This window comes from Pseudoalteromonas sp. SG45-1, assembly GCF_014164135.1.
Lineage (GTDB): Bacteria > Pseudomonadota > Gammaproteobacteria > Enterobacterales > Alteromonadaceae > Pseudoalteromonas > Pseudoalteromonas distincta.
In genome coordinates this window covers 1-18,953 of the sequence record NZ_JACJEP010000001.1, presented here as the reverse complement: position 1 = coordinate 18,953, position 18,953 = coordinate 1, and the positions used below count along the sequence as shown (strand labels likewise).

At 39.7% G+C, this 18,953-nt stretch carries 14 protein-coding genes and 2 rRNA genes; 6 read left to right on the top strand and 10 right to left on the bottom strand.

Annotated features, from left to right (window positions below):
- Positions 1-52 precede the first annotated feature (52 nt).
- On the top strand, positions 53-1,558 hold the full coding sequence (locus H5117_RS00080; RefSeq protein WP_182736055.1) for a capsule assembly Wzi family protein: 1,506 nt from the start codon (positions 53-55) through the stop codon (positions 1,556-1,558).
- A 98-nt stretch (positions 1,559-1,656) separates the two neighbouring features.
- Here H5117_RS00080 and hldE read toward each other — a convergent pair whose 3' ends face one another.
- Positions 1,657-3,096, bottom strand: coding sequence for a bifunctional D-glycero-beta-D-manno-heptose-7-phosphate kinase/D-glycero-beta-D-manno-heptose 1-phosphate adenylyltransferase HldE (gene hldE, locus H5117_RS00075; protein WP_182735907.1), 1,440 nt, complete (start codon positions 3,094-3,096; stop codon positions 1,657-1,659).
- On the bottom strand, positions 3,096-3,686 hold the full coding sequence (locus H5117_RS00070) for an SIS domain-containing protein (RefSeq protein ID WP_002961065.1): 591 nt from the start codon (positions 3,684-3,686) through the stop codon (positions 3,096-3,098). Before H5117_RS00070 ends, hldE begins: the two co-directional genes overlap by 1 nt.
- A 182-nt stretch (positions 3,687-3,868) precedes the next feature.
- On the opposite strand from H5117_RS00070, the gene waaA reads away from it, so the two are divergent.
- Both waaA and H5117_RS00060 read left to right on the top strand, forming a co-directional pair.
- On the top strand, positions 3,869-5,152 hold the full coding sequence (waaA, locus tag H5117_RS00065; RefSeq protein ID WP_182735906.1) for a lipid IV(A) 3-deoxy-D-manno-octulosonic acid transferase: 1,284 nt from the start codon (positions 3,869-3,871) through the stop codon (positions 5,150-5,152).
- Positions 5,149-5,697, top strand: coding sequence for a DUF1415 domain-containing protein (locus H5117_RS00060; protein ID WP_002961067.1), 549 nt, complete (start codon positions 5,149-5,151; stop codon positions 5,695-5,697). The genes waaA and H5117_RS00060 overlap by 4 nt, the downstream gene beginning before the upstream one ends.
- Before the next feature lie 48 nt (positions 5,698-5,745).
- Here the strand turns inward: H5117_RS00060 and H5117_RS00055 are convergent, their stop codons facing one another.
- From H5117_RS00055 to purL, 4 genes are all read right to left on the bottom strand, one after another.
- The gene (locus H5117_RS00055; protein WP_182735905.1) at positions 5,746-6,075 is read right to left on the bottom strand and encodes a YdbL family protein; all 330 of its coding nucleotides are present in this window, start codon (positions 6,073-6,075) and stop codon (positions 5,746-5,748) included.
- Positions 6,076-6,086: 11 nt separating this feature from the next.
- Complete coding sequence (locus H5117_RS00050) at positions 6,087-6,284, bottom strand: YnbE family lipoprotein (protein ID WP_007378800.1); 198 nt, start codon at positions 6,282-6,284, stop codon at positions 6,087-6,089.
- A 2-nt stretch (positions 6,285-6,286) separates the two neighbouring features.
- Positions 6,287-8,737 (bottom strand): YdbH domain-containing protein, encoded by a 2,451-nt coding sequence (locus H5117_RS00045; RefSeq protein ID WP_182735904.1) that lies wholly within the window; start codon positions 8,735-8,737, stop codon positions 6,287-6,289.
- Between the two features lie 277 nt (positions 8,738-9,014).
- The gene (purL, locus tag H5117_RS00040; RefSeq protein WP_182735903.1) at positions 9,015-12,905 is read right to left on the bottom strand and encodes a phosphoribosylformylglycinamidine synthase; all 3,891 of its coding nucleotides are present in this window, start codon (positions 12,903-12,905) and stop codon (positions 9,015-9,017) included.
- A gap of 211 nt (positions 12,906-13,116) precedes the next feature.
- On the opposite strand from purL, the gene mltF reads away from it, so the two are divergent.
- Together mltF and H5117_RS00030 are read left to right on the top strand one after the other, a co-directional pair.
- The gene (gene mltF / locus H5117_RS00035; protein ID WP_182696573.1) at positions 13,117-14,625 is read left to right on the top strand and encodes a membrane-bound lytic murein transglycosylase MltF; all 1,509 of its coding nucleotides are present in this window, start codon (positions 13,117-13,119) and stop codon (positions 14,623-14,625) included.
- A gap of 164 nt (positions 14,626-14,789) precedes the next feature.
- On the top strand, positions 14,790-14,957 hold the full coding sequence (locus H5117_RS00030) for a hypothetical protein (RefSeq protein WP_002961076.1): 168 nt from the start codon (positions 14,790-14,792) through the stop codon (positions 14,955-14,957).
- A 2-nt stretch (positions 14,958-14,959) separates the two neighbouring features.
- Here H5117_RS00030 and tadA read toward each other — a convergent pair whose 3' ends face one another.
- A complete protein-coding gene (tadA, locus tag H5117_RS00025) occupies positions 14,960-15,475 on the bottom strand; it encodes a tRNA adenosine(34) deaminase TadA (protein ID WP_002961078.1) in 516 nt (171 codons plus the stop codon).
- A gap of 178 nt (positions 15,476-15,653) precedes the next feature.
- Here tadA and H5117_RS00020 point away from each other — a divergent pair, with 178 nt between their 5' ends.
- Positions 15,654-16,958: an inosine/guanosine kinase gene (locus H5117_RS00020; protein WP_033021433.1), complete on the top strand. Its 1,305-nt coding sequence runs from the start codon at positions 15,654-15,656 to the stop codon at positions 16,956-16,958.
- A gap of 36 nt (positions 16,959-16,994) precedes the next feature.
- Here H5117_RS00020 and glsB read toward each other — a convergent pair whose 3' ends face one another.
- The 3 genes from glsB to rrf (H5117_RS00005) all read right to left on the bottom strand — a co-directional run bounded on the left by glsB (position 16,995) and on the right by rrf (H5117_RS00005) (position 18,951).
- Positions 16,995-17,918, bottom strand: a complete 924-nt coding sequence (gene glsB, locus H5117_RS00015; protein WP_002961081.1) for a glutaminase B — start codon at positions 17,916-17,918, stop codon at positions 16,995-16,997.
- Between the two features lie 741 nt (positions 17,919-18,659).
- Positions 18,660-18,774 (bottom strand): 5S ribosomal RNA (gene rrf, locus H5117_RS00010).
- Between the two features lie 62 nt (positions 18,775-18,836).
- Positions 18,837-18,951: ribosomal RNA gene (rrf, locus tag H5117_RS00005) — 5S ribosomal RNA — on the bottom strand.
- Positions 18,952-18,953: the final 2 nt, after the last annotated feature.

Here is an 18,953-nt window from a genome sequence, read left to right as displayed (position 1 = left end):
GATCTGAACTTTGCGAAACAGAATTTTTCTACTTTCTACTCTTTTTTGCGCTATGAGCGTGTCAGTTAATGCTGAACCATGGGTAAAACCCGATGATTACGGTCTTAGAGCTGATATTCAACAATTAGCTGATGCCGGTGTTATTTTAGCTCCTGTAACTACCTATCCGCTTATGTGGAAAAGTTTTATAAGTGATGTGCAAAGCATGCCGCTTGAGCAATTATCTCCAAGCTTGCAAGATGCTTTACTTCGCGTTAAGCATCGATATAAATCAGAAAATAGCAGCTCGCATAGTCTTCAATTATCAGCTTTTGCAGCCACAGATCCGATCATAGCAACAAGCTTTGGTGCAACAAATACACAAGAAACAGAGCTTTCAGCAGCTTACGCTTATTTAGGCGATAACTTTGCAGCTAAAGTAGCTATAAATTACAGAAAAGACGGTAAAAAATGTTTAGTTGATGGAAAAACGACTGACGATATAGTTACCGATGAGCAAGCTTTAACCGATTGTAACGATACCTCACTTGACGATAGTTACTTAGCTTACCGTTTAGGTAACTGGATTTTTAGAGCCGGTGCTGTTGAGCAATTTTGGGGACCTGGTGTTGATAACAGCTTAATTATGTCTGGTAATGCGAAACCTTTACCTGCACTAAGTGTAACCAGAGAAAAAAGTACTGCTTTTGAAACACCATGGTTAAGCTGGATTGGTCAATGGGGTTTTACCGCACAAATGGCTAAACTTGAGTCTACGCGTGTTATACCTGATGCTTTACTGTGGAGTACTCGTGTTAATTTTCGCCCTATTCAACAGTTAGAAATTGCACTTAGCTGGTCTGCACAATGGGCCGGTGACGGACAACCTGGCTCAGCAGGTGACTTTATTGATGTAGTTACTGGACAAACAAGCTGTATTGATGGAAGCGAGAGTTGTGATAGCCAATTAGAGTCAAAAATAGGTAATCAATTAGCTGGTATTGACGTTCGTTGGTCAGATACACTTTTTAACCAACCTTACGCTGTATATGCCAGTACGATTGGCGAAGATGCCAGTTCACAGTTTAAGCCTGCCGATAGAGCTTACTTATTTGGTGTACAAACAACCCAGCGACTGTATGATCAAAATATATTAGTGAATATTGAATATATTGATACAGGAGTGTCTTGCGATGCAGAATCAACTTCAGAAAACTGTTATTACGAACACGGTACCTACAAATCTGGCTACCGTTACTATGGCCGTACTATAGGCTCAACTTACGATAATGATGCACAATCAGTTGTTCTCACATTGTTAGGACAACTATCAAATGGTAATGATTGGCAGGTAAAGTTACGCAGTGTTGATTACAACAATGATAATCGCGATCTATATCCAAATAATCCTGACTTAGGTAATACTATAACTAAAACAGCCTACAACAGTAAGCAATTAGAACTTCGTTACAGAATGCTTTCTATGGGAGGGCGAGTCACTTTAGGTGCTTTTGCATCTAACAATGACGGCGCTGAAAACGATACTTCTGCATTTGCTAAGTACGAATATAACTTTTAATACGTTACTTTTAATAAAGTAACGTATTAAAAGTAAAAAAGGGATGAAAACAGTGTTTTCATCCCTTTTTTGTATTTTTTAGCAAACTAAATCAGTAATTACTGTTTAATTTTACTAATTACTTTTGATGTTGAGCACCCATCTAAAAATTCAAGCACTTCAACTTTTCCGCCATGGCGAAGTACATGCTCAGCACCCGCTATTTGATCTACAGTGTAGTCGCCACCTTTAACTAAAATATCAGGACTTATTTGCTCAATTAATTTAGCGGGAGTATCGTTTTCATCTAAACTTCCAAACGGAATAACCCAATCAACTGATGAAAGTGCGCTAAGTACCATCGCACGCTCATCTAGCGGGTTAATAGGGCGTTCTGCCCCTTTTAAACGCGTAATAGATTCATCATTATTTAATCCAACAACGAGTCTATCGCCTCGTGCTTTAGCTTGCGCTAAATAACGTACATGCCCAGCATGCAAAATATCAAAACAGCCATTAGTGAATACAATGGTTTCGCCGTTTTGTTTTGCAAATTCAATATGCTGAAGTACATCATCAAATGGTGTTTGGTAATGCTCACCCGTAGTATGTAAATACTGACCAAGCTTGCGGCTCAGCTCTTCTGGCGAGACAGTTGCAGCCCCAAACTTACTCACAACGATACCTGCGGCTAAATTAGCAATTTCGACAGCATCTTTAGGTTCCATGCCCGCGCCAAGCATAACAGCTAATGTAGCTATAACCGTATCACCGGCCCCGGTTACATCGCTTACTTCAAGCTCTTGCGCTGCAAAATCAAATTTTTCATCTGCACTAATAAGCGACATACCTTGCTCAGAACGCGTAAGTAACATAGCTTTAATGCCATTTTTGCTTATTAAATCACGCGCGCTTGCTGCTAAAGCCTCTTCTGAATCGGTTTGACCACCCGCTAACTTAAACTCATGTAAGTTAGGTGTAATGTAATCAGCACCTTCATATAAATGTAAATCTGGCGATTTAGGGTCGATTAAAACCGTTTTTCCGGCGCTCTTAGCAAGGCTTACCATTTCTTTAATTAAACTCAAAGATCCTTTGCTGTAATCAGAGAATACAATAAAGTCGTATTCATCAAGTACCAACTCTAAGCGGTTTAATAAAAGCTGGCTGTGTTGCTCAGTAAACGTTTCTTCTAAATCAAGTCGAACCAATTGTTGGTGGCGGCTAATAACACGCATTTTTGAAATAGTCGGTAAATCACATACACTCACTAATTGTGAGCTTATTTTTTCACCTTTTAGGATGGTCTCTAAAATCTGCCCGCTTTCGTCCTCACCAATTAAACCCAATAAGCCAACTTTTGCATCTAAACGCGCTATATTTTTTGCAACGTTAGCTGCGCCACCGGCTTTGTCTTCAAATTTACTTACTTTAACAACCGGTACTGGCGCTTCTGGCGAAATTCGACCTGTATCACCATACCAATAGCGGTCTAGCATTACATCGCCAACAACTAATATTCGTGCCGCTGATAAGTTTTTTAATAACGATAAATCCATTACTGCTGCTCCGCAACAACCATATCCATGGCTTCACATAACCAGTGACCTATAAACATGTGAGCTTCTTGAATACGTGCTGTTTCGTCATTTTTTATAATAATAGGTAACTTAGCAATGTCTTTTACTTTACCGCCATCACGTCCAGTTAATGCAACAGTAAAAGCGCCTAGTTTATTTGCAGCCTCTAATGCTAAATTAATATTGTTACTAGTACCTGATGTGGTTAAACCAATAACTAAATCTTCTGGCTTGCATAGCGCTTGAACTTGGCGTTCAAACACCGTATCAAAGTGATAATCGTTGCTGTGCGCTGTTAAAATTGAGGTGTCGGTGGTCAATGCCATTGAGGCAAGCGGACCTCGTTCTAATTTATAACGCACTACAAATTCTGCAGCTAAATGCTGTGCATCTGCTGCACTACCACCGTTACCAAACCAAACAATCTTGCCACCAGCTTGTAATGCACTATGGCATGCTTCTAACAATTGCATAGATTCTTGATGATAAGCCTCCATCGTTTCAAATAATGCCTGATGACGGTTTAATGTTTCAACGTAGCTAGTTGCCACTGAATCGATAATTGACATGAAAAAATTCCTCTTGGAACTGAAATGGCAGGAAAAATTAAATTCATTATTCCATAATTTTATTTAATTGTGTGTATTTTATCGGGTTATAACTGAACCCAGACCATATTTTATAACGAGTCTGTTTAGAAAACGGCTATTTCACGGTAAACTAACGCCACTTCCCTTTAAGAAAGATCAGTATGGCACGCATTTTTTACTCATTCGCATTAATTATTATTAGCCCACTGATTGTATTTTATCTCTATATTTTACGAGGTAAAAAAAACCAAGGCTATCGTGCACACTTTAAAGAGCGCTTTGGGTTTGTCAGTAAGTCTTTATTTACGGTTAAAACTAAACCTTTAGTTTTTCATTGTGCTTCTGTTGGCGAGGTACTTGCCGCAACGCCACTTATTAAAGCTTTGCAAAAAGTGCATCCAAATTTAAATATACTTATAACCTGTAATACTCCAACAGGCAGAGAGCAAATACTTAGCCAGTTTAAAAATACTGTAGCGTGTAGCTATTTACCAATCGATTTCCCGTTTACGACGGCTCGATTTTTAAAGCGTATAAAGCCACAAGCATTATGTATTTTAGAAACCGAGCTATGGCCAAATTTAATGGCGATAAGCCACAAAAAAAACATACCAGTGCTTGTCATCAATGCAAGACTCTCTGAAAAGTCACTGCAGGGCTATCAAAAGGTCGCTAAATTAACGCATATTATTATGCGCTCAATTACGGTACTTGCGAGTCACAATAAAACAGATGCTACACGCTTTATTGAACTTGGTCTTGAAGCTTCAAAAAGCCATGTAACAGGCTCAATAAAATTTGATATAACACCAAGTGAAGAGCAACTAGCTAAAGTACTCAACCTTAAACAGCTTTATAGTAGTAATGAACGCTTTGTATGGGTGGCAGGCTCAACACATCCTGTTGAGCATGAGCTGGTACTTTTAGCCCATCAAGAATTACTAAAAAAGCAACCGAACGCATTACTTATAATTGCCCCGCGCCATCCAGAGCAATTTGACAAAGTGGCAGAGCTTTTAACGCAAAGCCCACTTAGCTTTAGCCATCGTAGCCAAAATAACTATAATAATGAGCAAATACTCCTTGCTGATACGCTTGGTGAATTACAGTGTTTATATGGCGCTGCAAATATCAGCTTTATTGGCGGCAGCTTAATACGTAGAGGTGGGCATAACCCACTGGAATCAGCAGCGTTTTCGGTAGGTGTAATAACAGGTCCACACACATACAATTTTGACCATGTTTATCCCGAGCTAACAAAGCTCAAAGGTGCTGTAGTGGTTGATAGTAACGACGAACTAGCTAAGCAGCTTATAACGTTTAGCCAAAACACAAAAGCGTGCCAAACCTTAGGTATTAAAGCTGCGCAATGCGTAACTAAAAACCAAGGTGCTATACAAAAAACACTTAACATTATTAATCAATATTTAGAGCCAAAACCGTGACCAACATAGCTATAAGCCAAACCCGTGAATGGGTGTCATCTGTTATTGTTAAATATAACTTTTGCCCATTTGCTCGAAAAGAAGTAGAAAACAACTGTATTCATTACATAGTAAGCTCTGCAACGAGCATGGATGATGCTGTAATGGATATGCTTGAGCAATGTGTTGAGCTTGACCGTGAACCAGAGCGCGAAACAACCCTAATCATGTTTGACAATGGCTTTAGTGACTTTGAAGACTTTTTAGACTTGGTCGATTTAGCTAATGCACTTTTAGTCGCGCAAGGCTTTGAAGGTAAGTATCAAATCGCTAATTTTCATCCTGATTACGTATTTGCTGACAGTGATGAAACCGATGCCGCAAACTACACAAATAGAGCGCCCTTTCCTACATTGCATTTAATCCGCGAAGCAAGTATGAGCGAAGCACTTGATAGTTATAACGAGCCTGAATCTATTCCTGAGCATAATATAAATCTAGCAAGGCGTAAGGGGATTGATTTTTGGCAGCAGTTACTTGAAGGCTGTAAAAAACCGAGCGCTTAAATGCTCGGTTTTATTTTGGTTTGTGCAGAACAAGACAATAACAAACGCTTATTTTTTAACCCAGTTACCATTTACTTCAACGTAATGACCACTTTGGGTTTTTTCAATTGTTTTAGCAGCAGCAAGTGCTTCTACTTGTGAAAGCGACAAGTTATTCTTTTTAGCGAGCTTTAAGTACTGCGCTTTACGCTTTGTATTTATGTCATCAACAACGGCTTTTGCCTCTGCGTTTTGTACAACAAGTCCTAAATAACCAGAGCTATCTTCACCTACAAAACCTTGGTTTTTAGCGTCATCAAGGCTAATAGCCCAAGCAGAGAAAGACATACATACTGCACTAACTAACGTAATAATATTTAATTTTTTCTTCGTATTCATGTTCTAGCTCCTTAAAATAACTCACTGTCGTCACTAAATAAATTGTCGAGTTCTTTATCTACTTTTACGCGAATTTCGTGATCGACCTTCACATTTAAATTAATAGTAATGGGCTCTTTAGCAGACACCTCAACACGATGCGTGCAAGCACTGAGTGCACTAATAGCACTCAGTGCGAGCAGTACTTTTATCAATAACGACTGTCTCATTATTAGTTTCCTTTTTGTGAGTATTGTTGCTCAACTTTTTGTGTAATTTCGTCACTTAAACGCAGTGCACGCAAAAGTGTAAATACGTTTTCTTCGTGGTTATAATTAAAGTTAACCTGCTGCTGCTCTGCTTTATTATAGCCTTGCAAATTAACCCCTAGTTTTAACCAACCATCATTTTTTAGTGCCACACTGCTATTAAGTTTTTGAATATCTAAATTAGTTAATAACCCTAACACAGGTTGTAACTCTTGCTGTTGCTGCATTACTGAATCAAAAGCGGCATTATTGGTAATTTTTAAATTACCTGTTCCTTGGCTAAATAAGCTTCCGTCAATTATCTCAATTTTTCCACTATCAAAGTGAACCGGTAAAGCCCCCGCCAAGCGTCCCGTTAATACAATGCCCGACTTATCGTCGAGTGTAACAAGTTTGCTTGCATCAATATTTTCAAACTTAACATTAGCAACTTGGTTTGGCTTCCCTACTGTGCAGCTATCTAATGAAAACTCGCCACCAAACACACTTCCTTTTACATCATTTATAAGCGCGGTATTGTTATTAACTTGCCATTGACCTTTAATAGTTTTAACTACGGCACCGGCTCTAAATTCATTTAAATTAAAGGTAGTTGGTTTTACATTAAGCTTACCTGAATTATATTCCCCGCTAAATGTACTGCTTAAATCACTCGCAAGGTAATCGTTATACAATGCACTTGTATGACTAATCCCTATATTGAACAGTGCATTTTGTAAGTTTATATCGCCACTAATATAGCCATTAAATTCGCCCTCTGTTAACTGTGCAAGTGGCTCAAATTGACTAATAAACGCATTTAACGACAGCGCACTTTGTTCAGGAATAACTACTTCAAATGGATGAGCTTGCGACGACATATGATGATTTATCACTAACTCAACATCGTTTATAAATGCGTGATGCGTGGCTTTTAGTGCACGGCTTTGCAAGCCCGTAGACTCTACTTTTATATTATTAAGTTTTATGTCGGGGCTATTAACAGCCTTTATATTCGTTTTTGCTGTTAGATCAGCAAATAACTCACCTACGCCTAAATTAGCATTTGCTGTTAATGTGTTACTTATATCTGTGACTTTAAATTCTTTATATTCTGCGCTTTTTAATTGCTGAGTTAACGCTACCTCTGCGTTTAACTGTTTATCCATTTTTGCTATTAAATCACCTTGGTATTGCACTGCACTTATATTAAACGCATCTACACTATTAAGCGTTAATTTAGCATTTATAAGCCCAATTGGTTTTGAGTCTATAAACTCACTTATATTAAAGTGACCACTAAGGCTAAGCCCATCCGCTGTTGCGGGTACAAACTCAGGTAAATTTTCAAGCATAACGGCGTAATCGCCTTTAATTGCAGTGCCAGATAACTGAGCATTAACGTTAATATTATTTATATCGGGTGTATTTATTTGAGCTGATAAAGTTGACTGTAAGTCTTTAAATGGAGATGTAATATTTAGTGTTGTATCTGTTATTAAAATATCAAATTGCTTATCGCCCACGCTTACCAAATTAATTGCAGGCACCCTCAACCCACTAGCCTCTAAGCTAATTGATTGAGGGAGTTTAAGTTGCCAATTTAAAGGAACTTGTTTGCTAATAAAGCCTGCATATTCACTTGGTGGAATTAACTCAGTACAGCTTGGTGTTAAATTAATTTTGTTATTAAGCAAATCGGTATTAAACATTAACGCTTGGCTATTTAAATTAAAACGCGTCGCCAATTTACCAGTGGTTAATACGTTAACTTTGCACTGCTCATACGTGTGAGCAAACTGGGAGCTAATATCGCCATTTAACTCAAGTTCTATACCATCAAAGCTAAATGCTTGCTGAGTATTAAAGTTAAAATCTGCTATTAATGTATTTTTAGTGCTTATAACGTGCTTTAAAAAAGTGTCATTAATTTCAAACTGACCCCTTACTTTATTAGCAGTCAAAATTGCACTTGCGTTTATATCACCTGAGACATTAAATTTATTTAGTTCGGGTTCTAATATGCTTATTTTAAGTGGCTTATTGAGCTCATCACTTTTTACTACAAGCTGTTTAATATTGATTAATGGGCGATTTAAGGGAAGTGCTAAATCGAGATTTTTAGCAAGCTGATTAGCATTATCACTTTTAGGGAGTGGATTAACAGTTAGCACTGCATTTTCAATATCTACACGCTTTGTATTTGCAGTAATATCCGTCAGTTGTAACTGTTGATTTTGATAATTTAAACACACTCTGTCAGCATGAATATTTAAGCTAGACGTGATTGAAAAATCAAGGCAGTTTAATGTGACACCCGCTTTTTCGAGCTCAGGCGCTATAACCCACTGTAATAAAGGCAAGCGAAATACATAACCAAGCAGTAAGGTACTTAGCAATAAAACGCCAACAATTAAACCAATTCGCTTAAACATACTATCCTTAAATGCTTTGTGCTTTTAGCTATACTAATACCAACCTGCATAAATCTTTGATCAATTTAACGAATTAAATTGCACTATAACGTCGTTAAAAGTTTTTTATTTAGAACAAGTAGATATAAAAACTTTTGCCTAGTTCTAGCGTAATTTTCTTAACGTTAAATAGACCCCATATATAAGCAGATTGGTATAATCAAAAAAGGCTGCACAATGCAGCCTTTTTTATTTTACAGTAAGATTATGAATCTAACTTGTATAAACGTAAATATAATTAACCTACGTTTTTACGTGCGTTACGGAACATACGCATCCACGGGCTATCCTCGAGCCACTCATCTGGGTGCCAAGAGTTGGCAACGCTTCTGAATACACGTTCTGGATGCGGCATCATTACAGTGGCACGACCATCAGTTGACGTAATACCGGTAATACCTTCTGGAGAACCATTAGGGTTAGCTGGGTACTGCGTTGTAGGGTTACCGTAGTTATCTACAAATTTAACCGCTACAGTGCCGCTATCAAGCGCCGCTTTAGTGGCTGCATCGTTTGCAAACTCAGCATGACCTTCACCATGAGAAACCGCTATAGGCATACGCGAGCCAGCCATTCCGTTAAAGAACACAGACGGATTCTCTTGTATTTCTACTAAACTAAAGCGTGCTTCAAAACGCTCTGATTTATTAGTTACAAAGCGCGGCCAATGTTCAGTACCAGGGATCAACTCTTTTAACGTTGATAACATTTGGCAACCGTTACATACACCTAAGCTGAAAGTATCTTCACGGTGGAAGAAGTTTTGGAACTGATCGCGTGCCATATCGTTAAACAAAATAGACTTAGCCCAACCTTCACCCGCACCAAGTACGTCACCGTATGAGAAACCACCACAGGCCACTAAACCTTTAAATTGCTCTAGTGTTAAACGACCTTCTAAAATGTCGCTCATGTGTACATCAACGGCTGAAAAACCTGCGCGATTAAATGCTGCCGCCATTTCTAAATGAGAGTTAACACCCTGCTCACGTAAAATAGCCATTTGCGGTTTAGCACCGGTTGCAATGTATGGCGCTGCTATATCTTCGTTTAAATCAAAGTTAAGTTTTACGTTTAAGCCTGGATCTTTTGCATCAAATTTAGCATCAAACTCTTGCTTAGCACACTCAGGGTTATCACGGCGTGCTTGCATTTGATACGTTGTTTCAGCCCAAATAGTACGAAGCTCAGTACGCGTATGATTAAGTACCGTATTTTCGCCACGGTTAAATATAATCGTATCGTCACTGTTAAGCGTGCCAATGCTGTGGCTAATTGCAGCTATACCATGTTGTTCAAACACCGCATTTACTGCATCTAAATCAGCATTTGCAACTTGAATTACCGCACCTAGCTCTTCGTTATAAAGCGCTTCAATGTCTGAACCTGTTAAAGCTGCTAAATCAACAGTTACACCGGTATGACCCGTAAACGCCATTTCAGCTACTGTGGTAAATAAACCACCATCTGAGCGGTCATGATAAGCAAGTAACTTACTATCAGCCACAAGTGCTTGCATTGCGTTATAGAAGCCTTTTAATAACTCAGGGCTATCAACATCAGGGGTTACATCACCTAATTGCTTATAAACTTGTGCAAGGCTTGATGCGCCCATGCGGTTTTTACCCGCACCTAAATCAACTAATATAAGCGATGTATCGCCTTTATCTGTGCGCAGTTGTGGAGTTACTGTTTTACGTACGTCGTCAACACGACCAAATGCAGTTATAACCAATGAAAGCGGCGACGTTACTGATTTCTCTTGTGAGTCACCTTCATCTTTCCATGTCGTTTTCATCGACATAGAATCTTTACCTACAGGAATCGTTAAACCAAGCGCAGGACAAAGCTCTTCGCCTACGGCTTTAACAGCTTCATATAAACCAGCATCTTCACCTGGGTGACCCGCTGCTGCCATCCAGTTTGCCGATAACTTAATGTTTTCAAGGCTACCAATATTTGCACAAGCAATATTAGTTAACGACTCTGCCACAGCTAAACGAGCAGATGCACCGTAATTAAGTAATGCAGCCGGAGTACGCTCACCGAGTGACATAGCTTCACCGTGGTAAGTATCATACGTTGCCGCAGTTACAGCACAGTTAGCAACAGGTACTTGCCAAGGACCAACCATTTGGTCGCGCGCTACTAAACCCGTAACTGAGCGATCGCCGATTGTTATTAAGAATGTTTTTTCTGCAATGGTTGGTAAACGCATTAATCGCTGCGCTGCATCTGCTGCATTTATTGATGTGATATCAAGCGCTTTGCCAACAACTTGCTTTGACGTTACATCGCGGTGCATTTTAGGTGCTTTACCTAATAATACGTCCAGCGGCAAATCAACAGGGTTATTTTCAAAGTGGCTGTCTGACACAGTTAAGTGAGGTTCAGCTGTTGCTTCACCAATAACAGCGTACTGGGCACGTTCGCGCTTACAAATTGCTTCAAAGCGGTCAAAGTCCTCTACGCCAACAGCGAGTACATAACGCTCTTGTGATTCATTACACCAAATTTCGTGTGGTGCCATGCCTGGCTCATCGTTAGGGATGCTACGTAATTGGAACTTACCACCACGTCCGCCATCATTAACAAGCTCAGGAAACGCATTAGATAAACCGCCGGCACCTACATCATGGATAAACGCGATTGGGTTTTCATCGCCTAGCTGCCAACATTTATCGATAACTTCTTGGCAACGACGTTCCATTTCTGGGTTTTCGCGCTGTACTGAAGCAAAGTCTAAATCTTCGTTTGACTGACCTGAGGCCATACTTGATGCAGCACCACCGCCTAAACCAATGTTCATTGCAGGCCCGCCTAGCGCAATTAATTTAGCGCCTACAGGAATATCACCTTTTTGAACATGATCAGAGCGAATATTACCTAAACCACCGGCAAGCATAATTGGTTTATGGTAACCACGTACTTCTTCACCATTATGGCTTGTTACTTTTTCTTCGTAAGTACGGAAGTAGCCTAATAAGTTAGGACGACCAAACTCATTATTAAATGCAGCGCCACCTAGTGGACCTTCTGTCATTATATCAAGTGCGTTTACAATACGACCCGGCTTACCAAAATCGCTTTCCCACGGTTGCTCATAACCTGGAATACGTAAATTTGATACAGTAAAGCCAACTAACCCTGCTTTTGGCTTAGAGCCACGACCAGTTGCGCCTTCATCGCGAATCTCACCACCAGAACCTGTAGCAGCACCTGAGAATGGCGCAATAGCTGTTGGGTGGTTATGAGTTTCAACTTTCATTAGTATTTCAATGTCTTCTTGATGATACGCATATTCACCTTGCGCATTTGGGAAGAAGCGACCCGCTTTTGAGCCTTTCATTACTGCCGCGTTATCTTTATACGCCGACAATACATTTTCAGGATTTAGCTCAAACGTATTTTTAATCATTTTAAACAGCGATTTTGGCTGCTCTTTACCATCAATTGTCCAGTCAGCATTAAATATTTTATGGCGACAATGCTCTGAGTTCGCTTGTGCAAACATAAACAATTCGATGTCGTTAGGGTTACGTCCTAACTTTGTAAAATTTTCTACTAAGTAGTCTATTTCGTCATCAGCAAGCGCAAAGCCTTGCTCAACATTGGCTGTTGCTAGTGCTTCGCGTCCACCACCTAAAATATCGACAGACGACATTTGGCGTGGGGCATCACTGCGAAACAGCTGAGCCGCATCTTCAAGTTCATTGTGTGTGGCTTCAGTCATGCGGTCGTGCAATAACGCAGTTACTTGTGCAAGTTGTTCTGCGTTTAAATCACCTTCAACATAATAAGCAATACCGCGTTCAACACGGTGAACCTGCTTTAAACCACAGTTGTGGGCGATGTCGGTAGCTTTAGATGCCCAAGGTGAAATGGTACCTGGGCGAGGTGTAACAAGTACAAGTTTGCCAGCTGGGGTATGCTCAGCAATAGTTGGACCGTAAGTTAATAGTTTTTCAAGCTTGGTTTGCTCAGAGCTACTCAACGGCGATGTTAAATCGGCAAAGTGAGTATACTCGGCGTATACGTTAGTGACTGGAAGTTGCGATTGTTGGCAACGCGCTAAAATTTTATTAACTCTGAACTCTGAAAGTGCTGGTGCACCACGAAGGATCAACATAGGTAATTTCATCCGGGGTTAGGGATTGAACGATATTTTAGGCACGCATTATAGTCCAATTAGCATTCAGATTTAACTCAAAATTACGCTTTTCATAAAATTAACTTTTTAGCTTTATTTATAGCCTCTTTTGGTTAATAAAATAAAAGGTAAAGTGACGCGATGGCTTAGTTTTGCTATAACGGTGGCTGGCGAGCTTAAGGGGCACTCAATGTTCAAAGAAAAACTAATAATAATCATTACTTTAGTTATGCTGTTATGTGCATGTGATATGCAAGAGCAGCCAACTCAACTCGCCCAAATAAAAGAACAAAACAAAATACGTGTGGGTACACTTGCAAGTGCTAGTAATTATTATCAAGCCGTTCAAGGTGAACAAGGCTTTGAATATGAGCTATCTCAAGCATTTGCTGAATATCTAGGTGTAGAGCTTGAAATAGTGCCATTTTTTAACTTATCCGATATGTTTGAACGCCTGGAAAGCGGCGATTTAGATTTAATTGCCTCAGGACTTACCTATAATAAAACCCGTGCAGAGCAATACCGTTATGGACCAACTTACAGAACAATCAGCCAAAAGTTAGTTTATAAGCAAGGACGTGTTCGCCCTCGAGAGTTTGCCGACTTAGATGGCAACTTTACTGTTATCGCTAAAAGTAGTCATTCGCTTACTCTGCAAAAAATGAAAAAAAACAATCCAGATCTTACTTGGATAGAAAGCGAAGAGTTTGATGAAGAAGAACTACTTCAAGCAGTTATTGATGGCGAAATAGATTACACACTCGCTGATACACATACCCTATCGCTGTTTCGACGTTATCATCCAAATTTAAGTATCGGTTTTTCTGTTAGTCATAACGACCCGATTGCATGGATACTTAATAAATCAAAAGATGATTCTTTATACTCCTTATTAGTGCCATTTTTTGGCGATATAAAACAGAGTAATCAGCTCTACGTACTTGAAGAAAAATACTTTGGCCACGTGCGCCAATTTAACTATGTAAATACCCTTGCTTATATCGAAGCTATCAAAGAAACCTTACCAACATACCAACCATGGTTTGAACAATATGCTGGTAGCCTTGATTGGCGTTTATTAGCGGCACTTAGCTATCAAGAATCTATGTGGAATCCTCGCGCTAAATCGCCAACAGGCGTTCGCGGTATTATGATGCTAACCCGCAGTACAGCAAAGCAAGTAGGTGTTACCAACCGCTTAGAGCCAGAGCAAAATATTCGCGGTGGTGGTAAGTATTTAAGTAAACTGATTAAGCGTATTCCTGATAGAATTCCTCAACCTGATAGAACATGGCTTGCACTAGCGGCTTACAATGTAGGTTGGGGGCACGTTAACGACGCGCGTATAATTACCGAGCAGCAAGGCGCAAGCCCTGATAAATGGGCTGATGTAAAAAAACGCTTACCGCTGTTAATTAAAAAGCGCTATTACCGTAAAACTCGCTATGGTTATGCGCGTGGCGATGTAGCGGTTAAATATGTTGATAATATTCGTCGCTATTACGATGCACTTGTTTGGCTAGATGAGAATAATGCTATTGCTGTAGAGTCTGAGCCAGAACCAATCACAGAGCAGAGCACTGATACCGAGCCAAACTTAAATGAAGAAAGTGACGATAAAAGTAACAAAGATGAAGCGCAAACAGAAAAACAACAGCCTATAATTGAGCCCGAACTACCAAGTGAAAACAATAACTAAGATTTATATAGGTATCAGTTTTTTGAGCAAACCAGTAAGCAAAATTTAAGTAAATTAAATATCTGTTTACTTGTCATCAAATGATCACTAATGTGTATTACTTGTATATTATTATTTTATAAGATATACCCTGCGCCTTTCTCACTCTTGCATTAGGAGAAAACATGCTAAAACGTAGACGCACACAAAAATTAAAACGCAATGTGATTTATTCAACAGCCACACGTCGTCGTGTTATGCTAAGAAAACTGCACAAAAAAATCATCTGGCGCCGCCGAATGTTTGCTATGCAGCAAATGGCTGAAACAGAAATAGAGCCAATCGCTAGTTAACTCTAGCTAGGTTTATTTATTTGTTCATCACGAGCAGCTTTCTTAGCTGCTTTAATTTGCGCTCTTCTACGCTTAAAAAAATTCGAAATAGTATCACCGCATTGCTGTGCCAAAACACCACCGCACACCTCAACTTGATGATTTAACCTCGGCTCTTGTAATAAGTTCATAATTGAACCTGCAGACCCTGTTTTAGCATCGAGGGCACCAAATACTAAACGCTTTATTCTGCTATGCACCAACAGTCCTGCACACATAGAGCAAGGCTCTAACGTTACATATAGTGTGCAATCAATTAAGCGGTAATTATTAAGTACTTTTCCAGCTTCTCGCACTGCAATCATTTCCGCATGGGCTGATGGGTCGTTATCCGTTATTGAGCGGTTGTACCCCACTGAAATTAGCTGGTTATCTTTTACTACAATTGCTCCAACCGGAATTTCATCAAGCAACTCTGCTTGCTTTGCATACAAAAGCGCTTGCTCCATCCAGTAGGAATCATTAAATGGCTCGTTCATTCTTTCTACTTAAATAACTTTTTATGCTGTAATTATACCTAGTTAGCACTCTAAAGTGCGTCATTCATTACTTTATTGCAAAAATAAAACGATATTTACCTGTTTGTAATGGCTCACTAGTGTGGATTTACGCTATAATCTCACGCTTTTTTTATTTAGCTCACAACACGGGTAGCAAATGAAATTTCCTGGACGCCGCAGGCATAAACATTATTTTCCAGTGGAAGCCAAAGATCCACTTACTAATCAACTTAACGCAACAGAGCGATTACAACGTAGTTATATTACGGGTATCGATCAGATCGTTGTTGATATAGAGGCAAAAGTTGATCAAGCTTTCCTTGACGAATTTCAACTACGTAGAGGTATGTCACAAGTTATTGATAGCGACATAACGAACGCCTTATACGATCGTTTAAAATTAAACGATATGGTTGATTTTGAGTTTGCCGGTGGGACCATTGGTAACACTATGCACAACTACTCTGTACTTGCAGATGATCGCTCAGTTTTATTAGGCGTAATGAGCGAAAATATAAAAATAGGTAGCTATGCTTACCGCTTTTTATGTAATACCTCAAGCCGTGTAGATTTAAACTATCTCCAACCAGTAGATGGGCCTATAGGTCGTTGTTTTACATTAATTGATGAAACCGGTGAGCGTACTTTTGCGATAAGTGCGGGCCTAATGAATCACTTACGTCCTGAATCTATCGATAAAAACCTTATTGAAAATTCATCAGCATTAGTGATCAGTGCCTACCTCATGCGTACGCAAGGTAGTGAAACGATGACTGAAGCGACTATGCAAGCGGTAAAATACGCTAATGATGCAGGTGTGCCAGTTGTTCTTACACTCGGAACTAAATTCTTAATTGAACAAGACCCGACCTGGTGGGCAAACTTTGTTGAAAAGCATGTTGATATTCTTGCTATGAACGAAGAAGAAGGGTTAGCTATTACAGGTTTTGAAGACCCTCTTCTAGCTGCCGATAAAGCACTTGATTGGGTAGATTTGGTAATTTGCACCGCTGGCGAAAAAGGCTTATTTATGGCCGGCTACGTAGACGAAAGCTTAAAGCGTGAAACCGAATATCCGTTATTACCAGGCGCCATACCTGATTTTAATCGATACGAATTTTCACGTGCTATGCGTAAAACCGAGTGTGATGAGCCTATCAGAGCATATAGCCATACAGCCCCATTTATGGGTGGACCTGATTCAATCAAAAACACCAATGGTGCAGGCGATTGTGCTTTAGCGGCTGTGCTACATGACTTATCAGCAAATGTTTATCATAAACTTAATGTGGCAAACTCTGCTAAGCATCAGCAACAAGCTATTACTTACTCGTCACTATCGCAAATTAGTAAATATGCTAACCGAGCTAGTTATGAAGTGTTAGTTCAGCACTCTCCTCGTTTATCTCGCGGTTTACCAGAACGCGAAGACTGCTTAGAACAGGTTTATTGGGAACAATAATAACGGTGGGAGCAATCATTGCTCCCTATCAACTTCCTAAAAAATAGAAATATCGAGCTTTTTAGATAGCAGTTCCAACGCTGCAATTCCTGCAACCGAATTACCAAACGAATTAAGTCCCGGAGAATAAACAGCTACCGTAAACTTATTTGGTAACACGGCTAAAATAGTCCCTGACACTCCCGATTTACCTGGCATACCTACTCTGTAACCAAAATCCCCCGCAGCATCGTATAAGCCACTGGTAAATAATAGCGAATTAAGCTGCTTATTTTGACGGCTACTTAAAACACGATCGCCCGATCGATTATCAACACCTTTATTTGCTAAAAAATTATAAGCTTTGGCTAATTCAATACAGTTGAGCTCAATAGAACAAAAGTTAAAGTAAGACCATAAAACATCATCGACTTCATTTTCAAAATTACCAAACGACTTCATTAAATGTGCCATAGCAGCATTACGATGCCTAAATTCATACTCAGAATTAGCGACTTTTTTATCAATCACGATCCCTCTATTACCAGCTAACAACCTAAAGGTCTCGAGCATAGAGTGCATTGGTGCAGATAAGCGGCTGTATAACGCATCACACGTTACAATTGCGCCTGCATTTATGAAAGGGTTACGAGGAATCCCTTTTTCAAACTCAAGCTGTGTAAGCGAATTAAAGGCAGTACCTGAAGGCTCCTTTCCAACTCGATGCCAAAGTTCATCACCATAACGTTGCAGTGCCATAGTAAGTGTCATAACTTTTGAAACAGACTGAATGGTAAAACGTTGAGAGCAATCCCCCGCACATACAGTCTTACCATCAGTTGTATAAATAGCGATAGAAAATTGCTCAGGATCGACCTCTGCAAGGGCTGGTATATAATCAGCTACTTTTCCTTGTGATAATAAAGGGCGTACTTCATGTGCTATTTCATCAAGCACCTTTTGGTAATCAGCTGTAGGCAAACTAGACCTCTATATCATCATTCATAAAAATTGGATTTTAGCACGCGCGAATAAACGCAACTAGTTTTGTTGTTGAATTTAATGGGGGATGTTTTTCTTAATTTAAAAAAGCAAAAAACGTCACATTACTGTAACGGGTTTCTCTTAATTAAATCTTGGTAATATCGTAGTGCCACAGCGGTGGAGAGCCACATAGCAAATGCTACACTATCTTTGTGTCGGGGCGTCCTTCTGCGGGGCTCGCTTTAGAACTACTTTATTTCGCCACTGAGTTCGGCATGGACTATTTACAAAATTCCAAAAAGCAAAAAAAACGTCACATTACTGTAACGGGTTTCTCTTAATTAAATATTGGTAATGTCGTAGTGCCACAGCGGTGGAGAGGCACATAGCAAATGCTACACTATCTTTGTGTCGGGGCGTCCTTCTGCGGGGGTCGCCTTAGAACTATTTTATTTCGCCACTGAGTTCGGCATGGACTATTTACAAAATTTCAGAAAGCAAAAAACCCGTCACATTACTGTAACGGGTTTCTCTTAATTAAATATTGGTAATGTCGTAGTGCCACAGCGGTGGAGAGGCACATAGCAAATGCTACACTATCTTTGTGTCGGGGCGTCCTTCTGCGGGGCTCGCTTTAGAACTACTTTATTTCGCCACTGAGTTCGGCATGGACTATTTACAAAATTCCAAAAAGCAAAAAACCCGTCACATTACTATAACGGGTTTCTCTTAATTAAATCCTGGTAATGTCCTACTTTCACATAGCAAATGCTACACTATCATCGGCGCTGTTTCGTTTCACTACTGAGTTCGGCATGGGATCAGGTGGGTCCAAAACGCTATTGTCACCAAGAAAATTCTTTTCAATTTTCTTATTTTAATTATTAAGGTTAAAGTCCTTCGACTGAATTTGAAGCCTGGTAATGTCCTACTTTCACATAGCAAATGCTACACTATCATCGGCGCTGTTTCGTTTCACTACTGAGTTCGGCATGGAATCAGGTGGGTCCAAAACGCTATTGTCACCAAGCA

Bases quoted from the DNA above. Each gene is read 5' to 3' on its own strand.
- H5117_RS00080 (WP_182736055.1), top strand. From the start codon at position 53: ATGAGCGTGTCAGTTAATGCTGAACCATGGGTAAAACCCGATGATTAC.
- hldE (WP_182735907.1), bottom strand. From the start codon at position 3,096: ATGGATTTATCGTTATTAAAAAACTTATCAGCGGCACGAATATTAGTT.
- H5117_RS00070 (WP_002961065.1), bottom strand. From the start codon at position 3,686: ATGTCAATTATCGATTCAGTGGCAACTAGCTACGTTGAAACATTAAAC.
- waaA (WP_182735906.1), top strand. From the start codon at position 3,869: ATGGCACGCATTTTTTACTCATTCGCATTAATTATTATTAGCCCACTG.
- H5117_RS00055 (WP_182735905.1), bottom strand. From the start codon at position 6,075: ATGAATACGAAGAAAAAATTAAATATTATTACGTTAGTTAGTGCAGTA.
- H5117_RS00050 (WP_007378800.1), bottom strand. From the start codon at position 6,284: ATGAGACAGTCGTTATTGATAAAAGTACTGCTCGCACTGAGTGCTATT.
- H5117_RS00045 (WP_182735904.1), bottom strand. From the start codon at position 8,737: ATGTTTAAGCGAATTGGTTTAATTGTTGGCGTTTTATTGCTAAGTACC.
- purL (WP_182735903.1), bottom strand. From the start codon at position 12,905: ATGTTGATCCTTCGTGGTGCACCAGCACTTTCAGAGTTCAGAGTTAAT.
- mltF (WP_182696573.1), top strand. From the start codon at position 13,117: ATGTTCAAAGAAAAACTAATAATAATCATTACTTTAGTTATGCTGTTA.
- H5117_RS00030 (WP_002961076.1), top strand. From the start codon at position 14,790: ATGCTAAAACGTAGACGCACACAAAAATTAAAACGCAATGTGATTTAT.
- tadA (WP_002961078.1), bottom strand. From the start codon at position 15,475: ATGAACGAGCCATTTAATGATTCCTACTGGATGGAGCAAGCGCTTTTG.
- H5117_RS00020 (WP_033021433.1), top strand. From the start codon at position 15,654: ATGAAATTTCCTGGACGCCGCAGGCATAAACATTATTTTCCAGTGGAA.